The organism is Agrobacterium sp. DE0009, assembly GCF_007680755.1.
Classification (GTDB): domain Bacteria; phylum Pseudomonadota; class Alphaproteobacteria; order Rhizobiales; family Rhizobiaceae; genus Agrobacterium; species Agrobacterium tumefaciens_B.
This window is the reverse complement of record NZ_VEIU01000008.1, coordinates 49,094-67,486: the sequence shown is the minus strand read 5'-3', so window position 1 is coordinate 67,486 and position 18,393 is coordinate 49,094. Positions and strand designations below refer to the sequence as shown.

18 protein-coding genes are annotated in these 18,393 nt (G+C 58.7%); 8 read left to right on the top strand and 10 right to left on the bottom strand.

Translation table 11 applies throughout. The features are described from left to right. Window positions 1-60: 60 nt before the first annotated feature. Entirely contained in the window at window positions 61-1,524 is a 1,464-nt protein-coding gene (locus tag FS804_RS21390) for a mechanosensitive ion channel family protein (RefSeq protein ID WP_144578848.1), read from the top strand. Window positions 1,525-1,600: 76 nt separating this feature from the next. Here FS804_RS21390 and FS804_RS21385 read toward each other — a convergent pair whose 3' ends face one another. After that, window positions 1,601-2,068: a carboxymuconolactone decarboxylase family protein gene (locus FS804_RS21385; RefSeq protein ID WP_144578847.1), complete on the bottom strand. Its 468-nt coding sequence runs from the start codon at window positions 2,066-2,068 to the stop codon at window positions 1,601-1,603. A 472-nt stretch (window positions 2,069-2,540) separates the two neighbouring features. On the opposite strand from FS804_RS21385, the gene FS804_RS21380 reads away from it, so the two are divergent. Then, entirely contained in the window at window positions 2,541-3,371 is an 831-nt protein-coding gene (locus FS804_RS21380; RefSeq protein WP_371417900.1) for an alpha/beta fold hydrolase, read from the top strand. A 171-nt stretch (window positions 3,372-3,542) separates the two neighbouring features. Continuing rightward, window positions 3,543-4,303 (top strand): IS5 family transposase gene (locus tag FS804_RS21375; protein WP_144578845.1). Its coding sequence is split into 2 segments (ribosomal slippage): window positions 3,543-3,867 and window positions 3,867-4,303, totalling 762 coding nucleotides; the frame shifts between segments, so codons are not numbered across the junction. A 98-nt stretch (window positions 4,304-4,401) separates the two neighbouring features. On the opposite strand, the gene FS804_RS21370 is transcribed toward FS804_RS21375, so the two are convergent. From FS804_RS21370 to FS804_RS25060, 4 genes are read right to left on the bottom strand one after another with little or no spacing between them, the layout of a single operon-like run. Continuing rightward, window positions 4,402-5,070: a methylated-DNA--[protein]-cysteine S-methyltransferase gene (locus FS804_RS21370; protein ID WP_144578844.1), complete on the bottom strand. Its 669-nt coding sequence runs from the start codon at window positions 5,068-5,070 to the stop codon at window positions 4,402-4,404. Next, window positions 5,009-5,440, bottom strand: coding sequence for an Ada metal-binding domain-containing protein (locus tag FS804_RS25460; protein ID WP_144578843.1), 432 nt, complete (start codon window positions 5,438-5,440; stop codon window positions 5,009-5,011). Before FS804_RS25460 ends, FS804_RS21370 begins: the two co-directional genes overlap by 62 nt. Further along, window positions 5,440-5,643 carry a hypothetical protein gene (locus FS804_RS21360; RefSeq protein WP_051674099.1) on the bottom strand — a complete coding sequence of 68 codons (204 nt, stop codon included), beginning with the start codon at window positions 5,641-5,643 and terminating at the stop codon, window positions 5,440-5,442. Before FS804_RS21360 ends, FS804_RS25460 begins: the two co-directional genes overlap by 1 nt. 54 nt (window positions 5,644-5,697) lie before the next feature. Next, complete coding sequence (locus FS804_RS25060) at window positions 5,698-5,844, bottom strand: hypothetical protein (RefSeq protein WP_186376949.1); 147 nt, start codon at window positions 5,842-5,844, stop codon at window positions 5,698-5,700. Window positions 5,845-6,371: 527 nt separating this feature from the next. Here FS804_RS25060 and FS804_RS21355 point away from each other — a divergent pair. Then, window positions 6,372-6,956 carry a hypothetical protein gene (locus FS804_RS21355; protein WP_144578842.1) on the top strand — a complete coding sequence of 195 codons (585 nt, stop codon included), beginning with the start codon at window positions 6,372-6,374 and terminating at the stop codon, window positions 6,954-6,956. Window positions 6,957-6,988: 32 nt separating this feature from the next. Then, window positions 6,989-7,666 (top strand): response regulator transcription factor, encoded by a 678-nt coding sequence (locus FS804_RS21350; RefSeq protein WP_246665925.1) that lies wholly within the window; start codon window positions 6,989-6,991, stop codon window positions 7,664-7,666. On the opposite strand, the gene FS804_RS25455 is transcribed toward FS804_RS21350, so the two are convergent. From FS804_RS25455 to FS804_RS21325, 5 genes are all read right to left on the bottom strand, one after another. After that, a complete protein-coding gene (locus FS804_RS25455) occupies window positions 7,663-7,980 on the bottom strand; it encodes an AraC family transcriptional regulator (protein WP_353505112.1) in 318 nt (105 codons plus the stop codon). The two genes, FS804_RS21350 and FS804_RS25455, sit on opposite strands and share 4 nt — an antisense overlap. Before the next feature lie 266 nt (window positions 7,981-8,246). Beyond that, window positions 8,247-9,236, bottom strand: coding sequence for an ABC transporter permease (locus tag FS804_RS21340; protein WP_144578840.1), 990 nt, complete (start codon window positions 9,234-9,236; stop codon window positions 8,247-8,249). A 3-nt stretch (window positions 9,237-9,239) separates the two neighbouring features. Next, window positions 9,240-10,016 carry an ABC transporter permease gene (locus FS804_RS21335; RefSeq protein ID WP_246665924.1) on the bottom strand — a complete coding sequence of 259 codons (777 nt, stop codon included), beginning with the start codon at window positions 10,014-10,016 and terminating at the stop codon, window positions 9,240-9,242. Window positions 10,017-10,096: 80 nt separating this feature from the next. Continuing rightward, window positions 10,097-11,728 (bottom strand): ABC transporter ATP-binding protein, encoded by a 1,632-nt coding sequence (locus FS804_RS21330; RefSeq protein WP_144578838.1) that lies wholly within the window; start codon window positions 11,726-11,728, stop codon window positions 10,097-10,099. Further along, window positions 11,725-13,254 (bottom strand): ABC transporter substrate-binding protein, encoded by a 1,530-nt coding sequence (locus FS804_RS21325; protein ID WP_034495453.1) that lies wholly within the window; start codon window positions 13,252-13,254, stop codon window positions 11,725-11,727. The genes FS804_RS21330 and FS804_RS21325 overlap by 4 nt, the downstream gene beginning before the upstream one ends. Before the next feature lie 216 nt (window positions 13,255-13,470). Between FS804_RS21325 and FS804_RS21320 the strand changes: the two genes are divergently transcribed. The 3 genes from FS804_RS21320 to FS804_RS21305 all read left to right on the top strand — a co-directional run bounded on the left by FS804_RS21320 (window position 13,471) and on the right by FS804_RS21305 (window position 18,332). After that, the gene (locus FS804_RS21320) at window positions 13,471-14,214 is read left to right on the top strand and encodes a response regulator transcription factor (RefSeq protein WP_371417898.1); all 744 of its coding nucleotides are present in this window, start codon (window positions 13,471-13,473) and stop codon (window positions 14,212-14,214) included. Window positions 14,215-14,348: 134 nt separating this feature from the next. Continuing rightward, the gene (locus FS804_RS21315; protein WP_144578837.1) at window positions 14,349-17,015 is read left to right on the top strand and encodes a PAS domain-containing protein; all 2,667 of its coding nucleotides are present in this window, start codon (window positions 14,349-14,351) and stop codon (window positions 17,013-17,015) included. Window positions 17,016-17,942: 927 nt separating this feature from the next. Then, complete coding sequence (locus FS804_RS21305) at window positions 17,943-18,332, top strand: response regulator transcription factor (protein WP_144578836.1); 390 nt, start codon at window positions 17,943-17,945, stop codon at window positions 18,330-18,332. Window positions 18,333-18,393: the final 61 nt, after the last annotated feature.

Here is an 18,393-nt window from a genome sequence, read left to right as displayed (position 1 = left end):
TGCGTTAATCCACCATGGGTCGCGGCTCCATGCCCGACGACATCTGCGGGAACAACCATCATGCCGATGTTGTCGGAGTTCGTGATCCAGGTCGGTCTGCTTCTGGCGGTCTCGGTCCCGCTTAGAGTTCTGCTGCGCCACCAGACCAAGGCCAAGCTCATCCTTGATGCCGTCGTCTTCGTCGCCCTATCAGGCCTGTTCTTTTCGAGAGATATCGAGCCCTATAGGCCCGGAGCCGTCGGAGGCATAGACGCGGTCAGTGTGGCGATCGCCAAAGCGGCATGGTGGATAAGCATCTCGCTTCTCCTGGTGACGGTAGTCCGGAAATTCCTCGTCTTCAATCGACGGCCTCGCGAAGGCAGACTGGTCAGGGACCTACTCTCTGGCGTCATCTACATCGGCACCGCCTTATCCATAGTCGCGTATGTCTTCAATGTTCCGGTGGGAACGTTGATCGCCACGTCCGGCGTCTTCGCGATCGTACTCGGTCTCGCGCTGCAGAGTACCCTCAACGACGTGTTCAGCGGCATCGCCCTGAACCTCAACCGCCCCTACGTGGTCGGTGATTGGATCGTTCTGGACGACAATCTCCAAGGAAGGGTGATCGAAACCAACTGGCGTTCGACACATCTGCTCAACGGCACGAACGACATCGTGATCCTGCCGAACAGCATTCTGGCGAAAGCGAGACTCACGAACTACAGCAGCCCGGACGAGAGCCACGGCATTGTGGTGACCGTGCGATTTCATCCGACGGAAAGACCCGAGGTGATCGGTGAAACCATGAAAACGGCGCTACTCGGGTGCACGAATATTGTCCACTCGCCGCCTCCGAGCGTGGCGATCACCGCCCTGGAAGGCGACGGCGTCACGATAGATCTTGTCAGTCGGGTGAGGGACGTCGGCAAGGTCTCCGACGCTCGCAACGAGATATACGATCTGGTCTATCGTCACGCGCGCTCCGCGAACCTGGTGTTGAGCTCGTCAACACAATGGACGGGGCCGCTCCCATACTGCGAACAGGCTTCGCGTGGGCAAAGCGCGGTCGACTGTCTTTCATCCATTCCACTGTTTCATTCGCTCAGGGAAGACGAGCGAGCGTCATTGGGCGCTGCAATGAAGCAGGTCGTCTTTCCGAAGGGGGCCGTGATCGCCCGTCAGGGAACCTCCCTGACCTCGCTCCTGCTCATCCAGAAGGGCGTCGTTATCGTCGAGAGAGAGGAAAGCGGTCGCCACACAGAACTCACGAGACTTTCCCCCGGAGATTTTTTTGGAGAACGGGGTGTCTTGATGGGGTCGCTCGAGGCTGGTGAAATCCGTTCGTTGACGCCGGTCACCGCATACGAAATCAAGAAGGATGCCCTCGCTCCGTTTCTCGGGCAACGCCCGGAAATCGCCGAGGAGCTCGGGTTCGTTCTCGCGCATCGGCTCGAGAAGGAAAAGCATCTTCTCGACCAGCCGGGAATGGAAAACAGCACCTCGATCACCCTGTCGGGGAAGATACGCAGCCTGTTCGGTCTGTAGTACACTCCGGCATGGTGGCTGCTCGCTCTGAAATCAGCTTCGCCACGCCACCATGCCCTTGAACGGTGGATCGACGTCAAGCCGCCGCCGGGACCGTCCGATGGTCGATAGGGTGCTGCAGACGCAAGGCGAGCGCCATGCGGTTCCAGACGTTGATCGTGCTGATGGCGGTTGTCAGCTTGGCAATCTCGGCTTCGCCGAAATGCTTCCTCAACTGCTCGTAGTCGGCGTCGGGGACGCCCGTAACCGAGATATTCGTCAAGCTTTCCGCCCAGTTCAGCACCGCGCGTTCCTTCTCGTCATAGAGAGCGGATTCCTTCCAGACCGCGATGAGGGCGATCCATTGGTCCGAGAACCCGGCTTTCCTCGCCTCCTTGGTATGCATGTCCACGCAGTAGGCGCAGCCGTTGATCTGCGACGTACGGATCTTCACGAGATCGATGTAGCGTTTGTCGATGCCGGACTTCTGGACGTACATCTCCAGTCCCATGATCGCCTTGAAACTGTCGGGCTCGACAGCATTGATATCGAAACGGGGTTGCATCTTATCACTCCCAGCTTTGGGTTTTTGTCGAGCGGGAATTCGCCGACGAACGGACGCTAAGGCGGGAGCGGGCAGCGAGGAAGATATACGGGAGTATCCGTGCTGAACGGACGAAGCCTATAAAGGGGGCGACTTTCAAAGGGGAACGCGACGCGTCGCTTTTCACCTGACGCGGAATCGCTTCCGTTTCCTGCCACAGGCCACACGGCATACAGATGTATAACTCGCGTAGCTCCCGATCCTGCGTCACCTTCGACGCGCTGAGTTTGGCTCTGCCCATCGAGGCGAGCGGGCCAAGGCTCGTCAATACCGGATCATGGAGAGACAAATGACGGAAAAAGAGACGTCACGGGGCACGGGCCCCTTGAGACGCGAGGTGTTGGCGCTTGGCCTCGGAGCGAGCGTCGCAACCGTAATCCCCAATATCGCGATGGCGGCCGCCACGCAGAAAACCACTGAAAGGAAACAAGACATGGGCTTTGTGAAAACGAAAGACGGCGCGGAAATCTTCTACAAGGACTGGGGCCACGGTCAGCCGATCGTGTTCCATCACGGATGGCCCTTGAGCGGCGACGACTGGGATGCCCAGATGATGTTTTTCCTGGAAAAGGGCTTCCGCGTCGTCGCCCATGACAGGCGTGGCCACGGCCGCTCGAGCCAGGTCGCCGAGGGTCACGACATGGACCACTACGCGTCGGACGCCGCAGCCGTTGCCGAACATCTCGATCTCCGCAACGCGGTTCACATCGGCCACTCGACGGGCGGTGGTGAAGCCGCGAGGTACGTCGCCAGGCACGGCAAGGGCCGTGTCGCCAAGCTCGTTCTCGTCGGCGCGGTTCCGCCGATCATGGTCAAGACCGCTGCGAACCCCGGAGGTCTGCCAATCGAGGTGTTCGACGATTTCCGCAAGAACCTGGTCGCCAACCGCGCCCAGTTCTTCCTCGATATTCCTTCCGGCCCTTTCTATGGCTTCAATCGGCCGGACGCCAAGGTTTCCCAGGGCGTCATCCAGAATTGGTGGCGACAGGCCATGGTTGGCGGCGCGAAGGCGCACTACGACAGCATCAAGGCGTTCTCCGAGACGGATTTCACGGAAGACCTCAAGTCGATCACGGTTCCCACGCTCATCCTGCACGGCTCGGACGACCAGATCGTGCCGATCGATGACTCCGCCAAGCTCGCCATCAAGCTGCTGAAAAACGGGACTCTGAAAATCTACGACGGCTACCCGCATGGCATGTGCACGACCCACGCCGACGTCATCAACCCGGACCTTCTGGCGTTCGTTCAGGCCGCCGGCTGATCCAAGAGGGGCAGGCTGCAAAGCCTGCCCCGCAAATCATGCGCCGCTGCGCGATCCGCAGGCACAATCAAATACAGAGTTTTATCCGTTCGGCACTTTGAAGATTAGGGGTCAGGACCCATTGATTTGAATTGACGGCCATAATTCAGGCGGGCGTATAGGAGCCTGCTGGTGAGTCATCTGTTTTGGCTGACGGACGAGCAAATGGCTCGTCTTCAGCCGTACTTCCTCAAGAGCCATGGTCGCCAGCGCGTTGATGATCGACGCGTTCTGAGCGGCATCATTTTCGTCAACCGCAACGGTCTCAGGTGGTGCGATGCGCCAAAGGAATATGGCCCCTCCAAGACGCCTTATAACCGTTGGAAACGTTGGGGAGACAAGGGCATCTTTCTCCAGATGATGGAAGGCTCGGCTGTGCCTGAGGCTGCAGAGCGCACGACCATCATGATCGACGCGACCTATCTCAAGGCCCACCGCACGGCTTCCAGCCTGCGGGTAAAAAGGGGGGCTCGGGCCGCCTGATTGGACGCACGATAGGCGGCATGAACACCAAGCTTCATGCCGTAACGGATGCGAATGGTCGCCCGATCACTTTCTTCATAACGGCCGGTCAGGTCAGCGATTACACCGGTGCTGCCGCTTTGCTTGATGAACTTCCCAAGGCCAAATGGCTACTGGCCGACCGTGGCTATGATGCCGACTGGTATCGTGAAGCTTTACAAGCGATGGGGATCACTCCCTGCATTCCGGGTCGGAAATCCCGTAATAAAACCATCAAATACGATAAACGCCGCTACAAACGGCGCAACCGGATCGAGATAATGTTCGGGCGTCTCAAAGACTGGCGGCGTGTCGCTACGCGCTACGACAGATGCCCAATGGCCTTCGTCTCCGCCATCGCTCGCGCGGCAACCGTTATCTTCTGGCTCTGATCAACGAGTTCTGAGCGTAACTATGTCCGCGTTAAACAGTCGCGAAATGTCAAATGGTCTCAAAGAGAATGCGGCCGTTAGAACGTTGGAAAACTTGTTCAATCAGCAATTTTACCCTCGCGACCCAGCAGTGCGCTCTTTCGCTCCAGGCCCCAGGTATAGCCAAAGAACGTTCCGTCGTGCCTAACAACCCGTTGACAGGGAATGGCAACCGCCAGAGGATTGCTGGCGCAGGCACTGGCGACCGCACCGATGGCACGAGGGTGGCCCACGCGCCGCGCTATCTCGTCATAGGAGATCGTCTCGCCGGCTAGCACCGATTGCAGAGCATGCCAAACCCGTCGTTGAAAGACTGTCCCTCTGATATCCAGGGGCAGATTCGTCGTCAGATTCGGTGCCTCGATCAAACCGACGACCTGGGCGATGGTACGCTCGTAGTCTGCATTGCCGCCGACTAGAATCGCCTTCGGGAAGCGGTCCTGGAGGTCGCGAAGCAGTGCCTCGGCATCGTCGCCCATCAGAATGGCGGCGATGCCTTTTGCGCTGGAGGCGACGACGATCGCTCCGAGCGAGGTATCTCCGACAGCGAAATGCAGGGTCTCCTTGGAGCCCCCATCCTTAAAGTGACTTGGTGTCATGCCGAGGGATTTGTTGGTGATGGCGTAGAAGCGGCCGCTGGAACCGTAGCCGGATTCGTGGAGGGTCTCAGTGATGGTCCGACCGCGCGAGCTGGCTGCGGGCCAGCGCCATCCGCTTCTGTTCGGCATAGGCTCGTGGGGTCATTCCTGTATGACTGCGAAACAGGCGGTGGAAATGACCCTCGCTCATGCCGACAGCATGGGCCAGCGCCGATACTGAGACAGGGCTGTCGGCTAGATCGATCAGCCTGCACGCTTCGGCGATGGTTTCGATATGCCGCTGCTCGAAGCTACCTTCATTCGGTCGGCACCGTCGACAGGGTCGAAATCCTGCGGACAAAGCCTCGGCCGACGAATGGAAGTAACGGAGGTTTTCCGCGCGTGGCACCCGAGAACCACAGGAAATCCGGCAATAGATGCCCGTGGTGATAACGCCGCGCCAAGTGCCTGCACCGCGCTCGTCCGAGCCACGTGGATTCCTGGTAGCGGCGCTATCCATCAGGCCCGGACCCGCTTCTGGGAGCCGAAGGGATTGTCGATCAGATACCGCCAGCAACCATCGTCGCCCCGGCGCGCGATGTCGGTCGCGGTCGCCACCATGTTGATCTCCGTGCCATCGCGGGCGGTGCCGATATAGGACCAGTCGAGGATCAGAAGTGCCGTATCCGCCGCGACGAACATATGCCGTTGCGTGATCGACATTTGAAGTCCCAGAGAGAAATACTTTTCGAGTTCCGCGCCGATCGCGTTCCGCCTTTAGTGGGCGTTGCCCGCCGCGTCGATGATAATGCCTTCTGGATGATAGAAGCTGAGCATCGTGTCGACATCGAGAGAATTGAGATGGGCAAGCAACGCGGGGACGATGCCTTCCACGGTGGTTGCCAGGGCGAATTTCTGGATCATGCTTTGAGCTCCTATCTGCATGTCGCCCGCCATTCGCGAGCGAGACACCGATGACAGGAATTCAGAACTAGGAAACTCCGATTTCTGATCTCAGATTCGCGTTCGTCGAAGTCTGCAAATGACGCGAAGCGGAAAAAGCTACCCGACCTATCCCGCCGTATAGGTCGACCACGGCTACTGGCGCGGTAGCGACGCGGGAACATTTTACGTAGGCTATCACCCACATAGCCAGCCAGTGCATCGATGAAAGGACCGCGTCGCGCGAGCGCGGTTTTCACCAACCGACGTGGGAACAGGTAGCGACCGTGGACTTTGCCCCGCACACCGAACGGATGTTTGAAAAGGGTTCTCAAGAGCAGAGGCTACAGAACCTCGAGGAGAGCGGTGGGCACGCCGCGCGTCTTAGGCCTCTTGGGCGTATGACAAGCTCCTTTGTTCTCGACACCCGTCAACCTCTGGCGGTAATCGTTACGGATTGCGGTACCGCCCAGAGGCTCCTGGCTTCGGGGCGTGATACGACCAAGCAAATGGAAGTACTGCTTACGCGCATTGTCGAATGTGCCCGTTGGGCGGATGAAGTAATCGGCTTCGCGGATCGAATGATCGCCAGGCGAGTTTCGACTCTGGCGCTGGTGGATATCAACTCCCTGGCAAAAAGCGCCGTCCGGTTTAGCCAGTGCGAAAGCTTCTCCAGGGCGGTGACCCTGCACCTTGCCCACTCGCCCAGTCGCGCGTTGGCACTTGGCGACGAGCTCCAGCTTCTCCAGGTGGTGGTCACCCTTCTAGTGAGCACCCTACAGCAACAACCCGCACGGAGAGCGGAAAGGCATGCGGTTCATTTGTGCATCGCCGACATCGGAGACGAGATCGTCCTCGACATAGGAACACCCCTGACATCGGGGAACGGGAAGCTCGAAGACCAAAGGAAGCGGACCACTAAAGCCGATTCCGAAGTCGTTATGTGCCGATCCATCGTCGAAGCCCATCAGGGCGCGCTCGAATATGGTCGCGGTCGGTCGGGCGTCATGTTTCGCATGAGGTTGCCGCGCGTTTCCGATCGGCTGGAGCGAAGCCACAGCCAATCTGAACCGCCATCACTTGAAGACAATTAGGCAAAAGTCACGGACGGACCTCGCCGTCGTCATTGAAAAGGAGTTTCGCTGTGCCATCTCAACCGGAGAAAGACGTGAGTCGACAGAGGGTTTACGTCATCGATGACGAGCCAAACCTTCGCGCCTCGCTGCTCAACTTTTTCGAGTCGGTGCAGATCGGGGCAGTCGGTTTCGGTAGTGCCGAAGAGTTTTTGTCCGAGGCTGACGGGGATAGCGCCGGGTGTATCCTTCTCGACATCCAAATGCCCGGCATGACTGGGCTCGAACTTCAGGCTGAGCTCTCGCATCGCGGCAATCCGATGCCGATCATTTTCATCACCGGAAACGGCAGCGTGTCCGTGAGTGTTTCAGCGATGAAGGCTGGCGCTTTCGACTTCCTGCTGAAGCCGTTCAACTCTCAGGCCGTCGTCGATGCGATAACAAGAGCGATGGAGGCCGACAGGCAAGCAAGAGCCAAGAGAGCGGAGGCGGATAAATTAATGCAGCGATTTTGCAGACTGACCCCGCGTGAAACGGAAGTCTGGGAATACGTTTCCCAAGGTCTCATGAACAAGCAGATCGCGTTCGAAATGAGCATCAGCGAAATCATGGTGAAGCTGCATCGTGGACGCATGATGAAAAAGATGCATGCGAAGTCTGTCGTAGACGTCGTGCGGATGTTCGACAGGCTCTCGGTGCATGGCGGTGAATCGACCTCTTTGCACACTTAGAGAATCGATTGGGATCCTGCGCGCAATTCCACTGCCTGCCGTCTCCATTCACTTGGCGGCAGGCCTTCCAAGCGGCGAAACAGGCGACAGAAGTGCGCATGGTCCGATAGTCCACATTGTTCGGCGACGGACGATAGCGGGCAGTTCGAGTTCGCCATAAGGGCCTTTGCCTTTGCCATGCGCTCCCCCATCACGAAGCTGGACGGCGAGACCCCGAACGCGATCGTGAAGCACCTCCCGAAATGCCCGACACTGATTTTGGCTTGAGACGCAAGGTCGCGGACCTTTATGGAGCCAGCGATATTTTCAGACACAAACGTGCGGACGCGGCGACACTGCCAATCGGTCAGCCCACTCCTTCCGCGAGCGGAGTTCCTGATTGGCAACAGGCGATCGGATGTCGAAACGCTTACCGCGCCGAGACGCGCAACGTGCTCCAAGGTCAACGCCCGCCTCCAATTCCGCTTCGCGTCCAGAGTCTGATCGATACGACCTTGAAAATGCCGCTTCGGGACTGAACTTGATACCTATCTAAACGTCGCGCCTTCCTATCCCGGCGTATAGGTTTGCCCGCCGCACCTCACTCGATCGATATCCGTGGATCGGCGATCCTCTGCGTGCTCTCGACGATCATCCCGACGAGGACGTAGAGCCCTCCGAGAACCAGAGCAACGCCGAGGATGGCCGGGAGATCCAAGTAGGCCAGCGCTTGGACCATGTACATGCCGAGTCCGGGCCAGGCGAAGATGCGTTCGACGACCAGCATGTTACCGAACAACAGTCGAGCCTGGAGGCCGCTCATCGTAAGCGCCGCATTCGCTGCATTACGGAGACCGTGGTGTACGGCGACCCATACGAACCGTAGGCCCTTGGCACGCGCGGTGCGGATGTATCCGTGCTTCATGACGTCATGCAACGAGCTTGACAGGACCTGCCCGACCGCGACCGCGACGGGTAGCGCGAGAACCGAAGCGGGCAGGACAAGATGAGCGGCCGCGTCCACGAAAAGGCGCAGGTTGCCGGAAATCAACGTGTCCACAAGAAGGAGTCCTGTCGGACCGGAGAACCCTCTGACACCGAGGCGGCCGGAACCCGGCAGCCATCCAAGCTTATACCAGACGACCAGGACCAGCATCAGGCCAGTCAGGAACACTGGCAAGGACCCGAGCCCGACGAGTGCGGGACGCAGCATGCGCAACGATGGATAGGTGGCCTGGACGACCGCCACCGTGACGGCCACCGAAATGCCGAGCAGCAGAGCGACAACCGCAAGTTCTATCGACGCGGGCAGGTGCTTCCGAATATCGTTGACCACTGGCTGCCTTGTGCGGACCGAGATGCCGAGGTCACCATGTGCGACCCGGGTAAGAAAGTGTCGGTACCGCGTGATGACGTTTTCATCCAGGCCCATCTGCGCGCGCAAGGCCTTGATCGTGGCGGGTGGTGCCGCCGGCCCCGCGATGAGGCGGGCCGGATCGGCTGGAACGACGCTCTGAAGGCAGAAGACAAGGAACGTCATCGCCATCAGCGTCAGAATGCCACCCGCGATTTTGCGCCCGAGATACCGCATGCGTTACCGCCCCTTGAGTGCATGGCGGACCCCGTCGGCAAAAAGGTTCGCCAAGAAACATATTAGGAATATCGCCAACGACGGGAGTATGGGGAGCCACCAGAACATCGTCAGGCTGTCGAGAGAGCGCGACACCAAGGCTCCGAGCTCCGGAGCGGGGTCAGGCTGTCCCAGGCCGAGGAACGACATCAACGACAAGGTCATGACGACGTTGGAGACATCCACGCCGGCTGCCACGATCAGTGCCGGGACGACGCCTGGTAGGGCGTACCTGAAAACCAACCTCGATCGCGAAGCGCCCGATACCTTTGCCCCAAGGTAATGAGGGGAGGCCAAGATACGTCGGACTTCATCGCGTGCGATCCAGGCGTACCAAGGCCACCAGCAGACTGCGATCGCGACCACTGAATTCTCGACACCGGGGCCGAGCAACGCCGCGAACGCGATGGCGAAAAGCATCGACGGCACCGTCAGGAAGACCTCGTTTACCCTCCGGAAGACCGCGTCGAGCCATCCTCCGACAAAGCCGGATACCAACCCGATCGCCGTTCCGACGACGAAGCTTGCCCCGATGATCGCCATCCCGGGCAGCCAGGTGAACCTTATGCCGAGTATGACCCGCGAAAAAAGGTCCCGTCCGATTTCGTCCGTACCGAAGGGGTGCGTCATCGACGGAGGGAGCAAGGCCGGACCCACCCGCAGTTGCGGGTCGTATGGCATGAAGAGCTGCGGGAACGCTGCGGTGGCCGTGATCAGCAGTAAGCCGAAAAGGCCGATCATGCCGGGAATGTCAATCCTGCGGAAAGACCAGCCGTTGCTAGACGCTTCCGAGTGTCCGGTCGGTCTTCGTGCGAACGGCCTCAGCATAGTCCGGCGTCCCTGCCGGATGGATCACAACGGTCGTCCCGCGAGGAGGTCGACATGTCTGCGAGTTCGAGCAGCTTTCCATCATGAATGCGATAGACCCTGTCCGCGGCGATCCTGGCAGCGGCGAGGTCGTGCGTCGCGATAACTATCGCGGTGCCATAGATGCGGCGGATGCGGCCGAGCAGGTTCAGCATCGATGCCGCGAGCGACGTGTCCAGCGCGCTGATGGGTTCGTCACACAGGAGGAGCCGCGGGGAAACCGCAAGCGCTCTGGCGATCGCGGCACGCTGGCATTGACCGACAGAAAGCTCTGAAGGCAAGGCATCGGCAAGCGAGCGCTCGAGATCGACGAAATCCATCAATTCCGCCAGGCGCTTGTCGCGAGGCACCTTTGCCACCTTCGCGGAACGCAACCCTTCGACGATCTGTTCACCGATAGGAACCCAAGGCGTCAGGAAAGATTTAGGGTCCTGGAAGACCAGTTGAGGGCGGCGGCCGTCCAACCGAACCGTTCCGCGGTCCTGTTCAAGGAGCCCAGCAGCGATCTTGAGGAGGGTGGATTTACCGATGCCGCTCTCGCCTAGAAGCGCCACACACTCTCCGGCCTTCACGGTGAGGTCGATCTCGGCCAGGACATCGTAAGAGCTAACCCGAAAGAGGCTTCTCGTACGAAAGGCCTTCGAGACCCGGCGCATGTCCAACACGACTTCCTCTCGATTCGAGGAGAACGGGGCCCAAGGAACGCTTTGCTGCACGATGTTTTCGAAATGCGAATTGTCGATAGCTCGATCGCCTCGGGCGAGGGTTGGCAATTGCGCGGATTTGTCGACGGCTCCATCATACCGGATCGCGAGGAGCCCGACGCTGTAGGGGTGGCGGGGGCGGGCGAAGATCGTCGAAGTCGGCCCGACCTCGACGATCCGCCCATCTTCGAGGATTGCCGTTTGATCCGCTATCTCCGCTACTGCGAGATCGTGCGTACTGAGCAATACGGCCGCTCCGTGTGCTGCCAGATTCCGCAGAAGCGCGGTGACCCTTCGTTTGTTATCAAGGTCGAGACCTGTCGTGGGTTCGTCAGCCACGATCAGCGGCACGGGTACGGCCGTCGTCATAGCGATCAGAACACGCTGTCTCTCTCCCCCGGAAAGCTGATGCGGAAGGCTGCCCATGACGCGTTCGGTGTCAGCGATCCCCGCCAACCGCAGCCGTTCGACCGCTGTGAGTTCCCCGCACACTTCCGCCATCTGCGCTCGAACGCTCATTGTCGGGTTCAGCGCGTCGAAGGGGTCCTGGGGGATGATCCGCACCAGGCTCTTCCGGACAGCTCTAAGGTTGGGCTCGCTCGTACCGACCAATTCCTCACCGACGACACGGATAGAGCCACTAATCCGAGGCTGGCTGTCGCGCGGCAAAAGACCATGGATGACGTGAGCAAGGGTCGACTTTCCAGAACCGCTTCGACCCACAAGCGCGGTTATCTGCCCGGAATGAACCTCTAGCTCCAGCCCTTTGAGAACGTCGTTCCTCTGTGCTCCACGCAACATCGAAACGTGCAAGCCACGGATTTCGAGCGTGGCAAACGGCGGAGTACGGGTTCCGACCAGCTCTCCTACCCCGACGCTCATCGGCGGACGCTCTCGTAATCTATGTTTCCCGGGGGATAGACGGGTCTCAAGCCGAAATCGCGGATGTCGTTGGTATGGACCACGACATCCTGCATTTCGACAAGCGGTATGGCGATTCCGGCGTCGAAGATCATCTGTCCGGCTTGTTCGTAGAGTGCGTTCCGTCGAGCGTCGTTCCCCAGACTGCCCGCCTCCTCGATGAGGCGGTCGGCTTGGCCGATCGAACGTCCGAAGAAGTTGACCGGAGCGTCCTTCGTGAAAAACGCCTTTGCCTGGTTCACCGGGTGAGCCGCATCCGGACCTGCGATCGTAAGGAGTAAGTCCGGGGGCGACGTCGCTTGCTTCAAGTTGAACGCGGCTCCCGGCGGCAACGCGTAGGACGTCGCCTTGACGCCGATGGATGCCAGCTGCGCGATCAGGAGGCCCGAGATTTTCTGATAGCCAGGTGTGGCGCTGTGCTGGCCGATGACGAGACTGACAGGACCGCGGCGTGCGACTATCGCCTTGGCGCGCTCCATGTCGACAGGGAAGACGAGCGGTCTGCCTGGATCCAGCACCACGCGGGGATAGACCGACCTGGCCACGGTCGCATACTGGCCGAACGCTTCATCCGCCCAGAGAGCCGGATTGATGGCAGTCAACACCGCCTGCCTGATTTCCGGATCATCGAGGGGCGAGCCGGATTTCGCGAACAGGGTGTAGAGGCTTACGCTCGGGGCCGCCGAGACCGCGAGATCGGATGGAATGCCGCCGAGTTGCGCGATAGGATACCCCGTCGGCACGGCGTCGATGTCTCCAGCTCTCAACTGCAGTATCTGCTGGCCAATGTCCGGGACGACCGGAATCTGCACTTCCGGGAAAAACGCTTTCTGTCCCCAGTACTCGTCATTCCTCTTGAGAACATAGCGGTCACCGCGACTGAATTCCGCCAATGCATAGGGACCTGTTCCATCGGCGTGTTCACCGAGCCATCCGGTGGCTTTGTCGCCTTTATCGTGTTCGGCTAGCGCTCGCGGGCTGATCACCTTTGGACCCCAAGGACTCGCGAGGCTGTCGATGAAAGAGGGTTGCGCGCGCCTGAGGACGATCTTGAGGGTCAATCTGTCCACTGGTTCGAGTCTTTCGACGTTGGACAGGAAGTACGACAGAGCCAGCTTGCCGTCCTTCCTTCGGTCGAAGGAAGCAACGACGTCGGACGCACTCATCTCGGTGCCGTCGTGAAACTTTACGCCGTCAACCAACCTGAAGACATATTCGCGACCATCGTCGGAGACTTCCCAGGAATGTGCCAGTCGGCCGACGACCTTTACGGTGCCCGGCTCGTATTGAACCAGACCCTCGTAGACGTTGTTGATCGCGCTCATGGCACCGATTTCAAATCCGTTGTCCGGATCGAACGTGGCGATGTCCGTTAGAAGCGGAACCCGGAGAACCTCCTGCGCGACCACGGGTTGCGCAATGAGGGCCGCCGCGAAAACACACGCGATCGCACGACTGACAGCAAAGGCAAAACCGCCCGGCAACATGTTGGCATCCTGTTATGAACTCAACCCGACTCCGGCGGACTTTCCGCACAGCGAAATCCTAACATCCGGAATTGCGCCGTAACCAGTTCCGACAACCAAGGGAGCTTGTACAAATCGCGCCAAAAATCACGTCGCCAGTTGCCGGTGTCATTGCCCGATACCGCGGGGAGCCGAGTGTTGAGCTCGTCGGTCCGTCCAGATCTCGGATCCGGGCGGATGGGGCAGGGTTCCAAAACGATGCTTCTCTTGTTAACATCGCTGTATGATAGGATCGCGTGGGCGCGCGCCGCTTTTGAGGGGATGACCATGGAGGGGGCTGCAACGCGGCCGTTGGAGCTGCTGCCGATCGTGACGCTGGTTGACGACGATGCCCGCGTGCGGGAGGCGATGGAAAATCTCCTCTGCTCAGTCGGTATCGACACCGTATCCTTTGCGTCCGCATGCGAGGTGATCGAGGCCACCTTGCCGGATCGGCCGGGATGCTTCGTGCTGGACGTCCGTATGCCGGGATTGAGCGGGCTAGACCTACAGGATCATCTCCTGAAACAAGGCAACCACACCCCGGTCATATTTCTCACGGCCCACGGCGACATCGCCATGAGCGTCGAGGCCATGAAGGCCGGAGCCAAGGACTTTCTTACGAAGCCCGTGCGCGATCAAACGTTTCTTGATGCCGTCTCTAGGGCGATCAGCGCCGACCTCGAACGGCGCGAGGCTCAAACGAACTCGCAAAAGCATATCGCGCTCTACCAAGGTCTCACCGCCCGGGAACGTCAGGTGCTACGCTTCGTGGTCGAGGGCAGCCTGAACAAGCAGATCGGTTTCGAGCTGGGCATTTCGGAGGTCACGGTAAAGCTGCACCGCAGCAACATGATGAAGAAGATGCAGGTGACGACATTCAACCAGCTCTTCACCGCCTGGCAGGCGCTGCCCTCCCATATACGAGAGAACGTCGAATAGCGGGGCCGATCATGCCTCTTACCTGTCCTACGAGATAGGTTTCGACCACCGAACCATCGGTATAGGTTGAACTCGGTCATGAACGACCCGCTACCGTAGCCCGGCGCGTCCTGTCATCATCCTTGGAAGGCGTGATGGATTTCCAGACATCACAGCAGCGCCGTTGGTTTGCTTTTGCGGCGAGTGCGGTCGGCGCTGGATTTGCCGTCCTTTTGAGCGAGCCTGTCGGCCTCCTGATTACCGTCGCTTTCGCAACTATTTGCTTTGGCTGGAGGTGGGGTATCGCTACGGCCATCGTCATAAGCGCAGCAGCTGCCGCGCTTATTTGGGTAGAAGGCGATCTTGCAAACTTGAGCATCAGGGGCTGGACTGCCTACGCGATAAGCGCATTCGGGATCTGGGCAGTTATCACCTCCTATCGGACGATATCCTTCTACGATCAGGTCTATAAGACTGTCCGCCCGACTCTGGAAGATATACCCGGACTTGGATGGTCGGCCTATCCCGATGGCCGCATGAGGTTCGTGAACCCCGCCGCCACGGAGTTCGTCGGGATCACTCCGGAGGAAATGAAGGAGAGGATGGAAGGAACCGACACCGCGTGGTGGACACCCTTCGTTCATCCCGATGACCGGGAAAGAAGCTTGGCGCTCTGGCGCAACAGTCTCAAGACGGGTGAACCCATTGTCGACGAGCAACGCGTACGCCGCTTCGATGGGACCTACAGATGGTTCCGGGATTCCGCGATCGCCTCTCGCGACGAAAACGGAAAGATCACCGCGTGGTACGGTTCGACGGTCGACATTACCGATCAGAAAAACGCCGAGGCGGCGTTGAAGGCCAGCGAGCAGCAGCTCCGCGAGCTCATCAACACTGTGCCCGCACTCATCTGGCGCGCGGGTCCTGACGGAAAGACGAACTATGTCAATGACCAATTGATCCGATGGTTTGGACTATCGGCTGGAGAAAGAGATGTCGGCGGACTAGAGAGCCTGCTCATGGATGCGGTTCACCCCGAAGAACGTCAGGAGATAAGGGCGACTGTCAGTCGGCTCTTTGCCACACGAAAGTCATTCTGCCTCAAGTACCGTCACAGGCGTTCGGACGGTTCCTATAGATGGACGAATGCTACCGTTCAGCCGCTTCTCGATATCGAGGGGGCGATCGTCCAGTGGTACGGCGTTTTTCTCGACATCAACGACGAGATCGAAGCGCTGAACGCGCTGCGCAGAAGCGAGACGGAGACGCGCCTCATAGTGGATACGGTGCCATCGTTGATATGGCTGATGTCGACCGAAGGTTTCGTCTTCCATTTCAATGACCGAATGGTCGAATGGACCGGGATCGAACCGGGGCCGAGTCCCAGCAATCCGTCTGCACCTCGGCCAACGTATTCGGAGCTGATACACCCGGATGACAGCAGGCGCATTGCCGAAGAATTCAAGAATGCCTTAGAAACTGGCACAGCATTGCATACCAAGGGAAGGTTGCTCAGGAAAGACGGGCAGTTCCGATGGCTTGACTCGCGCGTCGAACCGCTCAGGGACGACACTGGCAACATCATCCGGTGGTATGGTGTTTCCATCGATATCGAGGAGGAGGTTAGAGCACAGGCCGCTTTGCGCGAAAGCGAACGTTACCTTCAGCATATGATAGATACCGTGCCCGTGGGGATTGTCCTTTCCGACAACAGCGGAACGCCTGTCTATGTCAACAAAAGGTTGGTCGACAACAACGGCTTGTACGTCTCTCGCAAAAGCGAAGGCTCTCGGCTCGACATCAGTCCGGCGGTGGAAGACCTCGTCCATCCCGACGACAGGGAAACAGTCGAGAACCGCTGGGCGCTTGCGCGCCGTAAGGGAAAGCCCTACGCGATGCGTTACAGACAACGCAGAGCGGACGGCGTCTATCGCTGGATAGAGGACAGGAGCGAGCCTTTCCGGGATGACGGTGGCAAAATCCTGCAATGGTACGGCGTCAACTTGGACATCGACGACGAGGTGAAAGCGCAGGAAGCCCTCCGGATCGCCGACGAGCGTTTGGCCAAAGCCGCGAGAACCGTGAGCCTATCGGAGCTTTCGATTTCGATCGCACATGATCTGAACCAGCCCCTGCAGGGCGTTGTCTCGAATGTAACCGCCTTCAAGAACTGGCTGAGGGCCACGCCGCCAAACCTCGAGCGGGCGACACGTACCGCTGAGTGGATCGTGCGGGACGTGGAGGCGGCGGCAGAAGTAGTCAGCCGTATCCGAACCATTTTCTCGCAGACAGAGCATAAGCGCGAGGCGGTCTCGCTGAAAGCAGTGATCGAGGACGTGAAGAGTTCGCTGGCCGACAAGTTGATCGCGGGGAAAATCAAGGTCCACGTCGATCTTGACGGTGACCTACCCGACACTCTGGCAGACCGCGTTCAAATCGAGCAGGTGGTTCTGAATCTACTCAAGAACAGTGTCGAGGCCTTTGATGAAACCCGGTCACGCAGTCGGTCAATCGAGGTACGTGCGAGAAAGGTGAACAGTGAGGTTGTGGAGGTCTCCGTCGGTGACAACGGTCCCGGTCTGACCGACACGGAAAAGGTGTTCGAAGCTTTCTACACGACCAAAAGCGATGCTCTCGGGATCGGTCTTGCCATCTGCCGATCTATCGTTGAAGCCCATGGCGGTCAGCTCAGTGCAGGCAACCGTGGAAGGGGTGGGGCCTTGGTGGCTTTCACGCTTCCGACCAATGGAAGGGCGGGCATCGGCGCGGCAGGCAGTGACGTCGTCGATATCGCGACTTTGGAAAGGGGCGAATTGCAATAGCAGTTAGGTGGGATTCGGCTGGACTGCCGGGTCCTACAACCTAGTTCAGTGACTTGACTGCCGGACACGGTCCACCAGCTTGAGCGAACGGTCAGACTGCACGACGTATGTTTCGGAATAGCGAGTGCCATCAGAATAAAAGTCATGATTGAACTGGCTACCGACGGGGGCCTTTTTGAGGCGTGTGGCATGCTGCCTCTCGTACGTTATGCTACCCGGAATGGGATCGATGGCCATAGCGGGAACTGCGAGGAGTGCCGAGAGCGCGAGTACAGCCGAATGCGATAGCTTTTTTATGTTATTCTCCGTGAGGGGGGTCGTTTCCCTTGTTGCGGGACGAAAGTGAAGGTGATCGCTGGCGTTTTGCAGTTGTACGAAAGGGTACCCTTGCTCGCAGGCGGTTTTACGTGTGCTTCCCTTCTTAGTGGAGTGCTCCAAGACCTCCGGGAGCGGGAGTTCTCATCGCTGCGACAAAAAGCACGTCTCTTGCAAGCCGAAAATGTTGTATGTACCCTGCGTCCATACAACCGTAAAGAATTGGTCAATGACAGACGATTGGGTAGATTGGTTTCCAACCGTCTTCTTCCCGCTGAAGGTTCTCGTGCTGGGCGTTGGCATGTTTTTCGCGCAGGTGGACGAGCAGCCAATTCCCCCAGGGCGCGAAAGTGGAGGAAATAGGATGTGTGCTGCGGCCTGAGCGAAAAGCGGTATCTGAAAGTTGCGGCTATTCCTACCAAAAACCAAACGGAGGTATATATAACGGCGCTCCTGCAATGCGTGGTAATGCGACAACCGGAGAAGTTTGAATCTCAACCGTCTCGTTTTCATGCTGATCAAAAAGTCCCGATTTGCCGTCACGTGTTGCAAGAACCGATTATTTGACGCGTTTTTCTGAAATCCCGCTGCGGAAAGTGACAAGTTTCAAAAATGGCTGGCTCGCAAACCGCACAAATCGCAATCATCGAAGACGACGTTCACCTACGGAATTCGATCAAGGACTTTCTCGATACCGCCGGATACACGAGCGAACTTTTCGGCTCGGCGGACTTTTTCCTGGACAGTGACCGCTACCGATCGTTCCGCTGCGTTCTCGCCGACGTAAGGATGCCGGGGATTTCGGGCATCGAGATGCTCAGATTGCTGAAGTCTCGGGAAGATTGCCCTCCGATCCTGATCATGACTTCCTACTCGGACAATCAAATGCAGGCGACGGCCCTGAAATACGGCGCGTCAGGCTTCCTAGCCAAGCCGATCGATACTTCATTGCTTCTCCAATTGATCCATGACGCCATCGGTAGCGACGCTTCGCGGGGCTGATAATCCACAGTGCTCCCGGTCAGTGCCGCGACCCCGGTACCCGAACGTATAGCTGTCGATC

Bases quoted from the DNA above. Each gene is read 5' to 3' on its own strand.
- FS804_RS25460 (WP_144578843.1), bottom strand. From the start codon at position 5,440: ATGGATAGCGCCGCTACCAGGAATCCACGTGGCTCGGACGAGCGCGGT.
- FS804_RS21330 (WP_144578838.1), bottom strand. From the start codon at position 11,728: ATGAGCGTCGGGGTAGGAGAGCTGGTCGGAACCCGTACTCCGCCGTTT.
- FS804_RS21380 (WP_371417900.1), top strand. From the start codon at position 2,541: ATGGGCTTTGTGAAAACGAAAGACGGCGCGGAAATCTTCTACAAGGAC.
- FS804_RS21340 (WP_144578840.1), bottom strand. From the start codon at position 9,236: ATGCGGTATCTCGGGCGCAAAATCGCGGGTGGCATTCTGACGCTGATG.
- FS804_RS21335 (WP_246665924.1), bottom strand. From the start codon at position 10,016: ATGATCGGCCTTTTCGGCTTACTGCTGATCACGGCCACCGCAGCGTTC.
- FS804_RS21355 (WP_144578842.1), top strand. From the start codon at position 6,372: ATGGAAGTACTGCTTACGCGCATTGTCGAATGTGCCCGTTGGGCGGAT.
- FS804_RS21305 (WP_144578836.1), top strand. From the start codon at position 17,943: ATGGCTGGCTCGCAAACCGCACAAATCGCAATCATCGAAGACGACGTT.
- FS804_RS21315 (WP_144578837.1), top strand. From the start codon at position 14,349: ATGGATTTCCAGACATCACAGCAGCGCCGTTGGTTTGCTTTTGCGGCG.
- FS804_RS21360 (WP_051674099.1), bottom strand. From the start codon at position 5,643: ATGTCGATCACGCAACGGCATATGTTCGTCGCGGCGGATACGGCACTT.
- FS804_RS21385 (WP_144578847.1), bottom strand. From the start codon at position 2,068: ATGCAACCCCGTTTCGATATCAATGCTGTCGAGCCCGACAGTTTCAAG.
- FS804_RS21325 (WP_034495453.1), bottom strand. From the start codon at position 13,254: ATGTTGCCGGGCGGTTTTGCCTTTGCTGTCAGTCGTGCGATCGCGTGT.
- FS804_RS25060 (WP_186376949.1), bottom strand. From the start codon at position 5,844: ATGATCCAGAAATTCGCCCTGGCAACCACCGTGGAAGGCATCGTCCCC.
- FS804_RS21390 (WP_144578848.1), top strand. From the start codon at position 61: ATGCCGATGTTGTCGGAGTTCGTGATCCAGGTCGGTCTGCTTCTGGCG.
- FS804_RS21320 (WP_371417898.1), top strand. From the start codon at position 13,471: ATGGGGCAGGGTTCCAAAACGATGCTTCTCTTGTTAACATCGCTGTAT.
- FS804_RS21370 (WP_144578844.1), bottom strand. From the start codon at position 5,070: ATGCCGAACAGAAGCGGATGGCGCTGGCCCGCAGCCAGCTCGCGCGGT.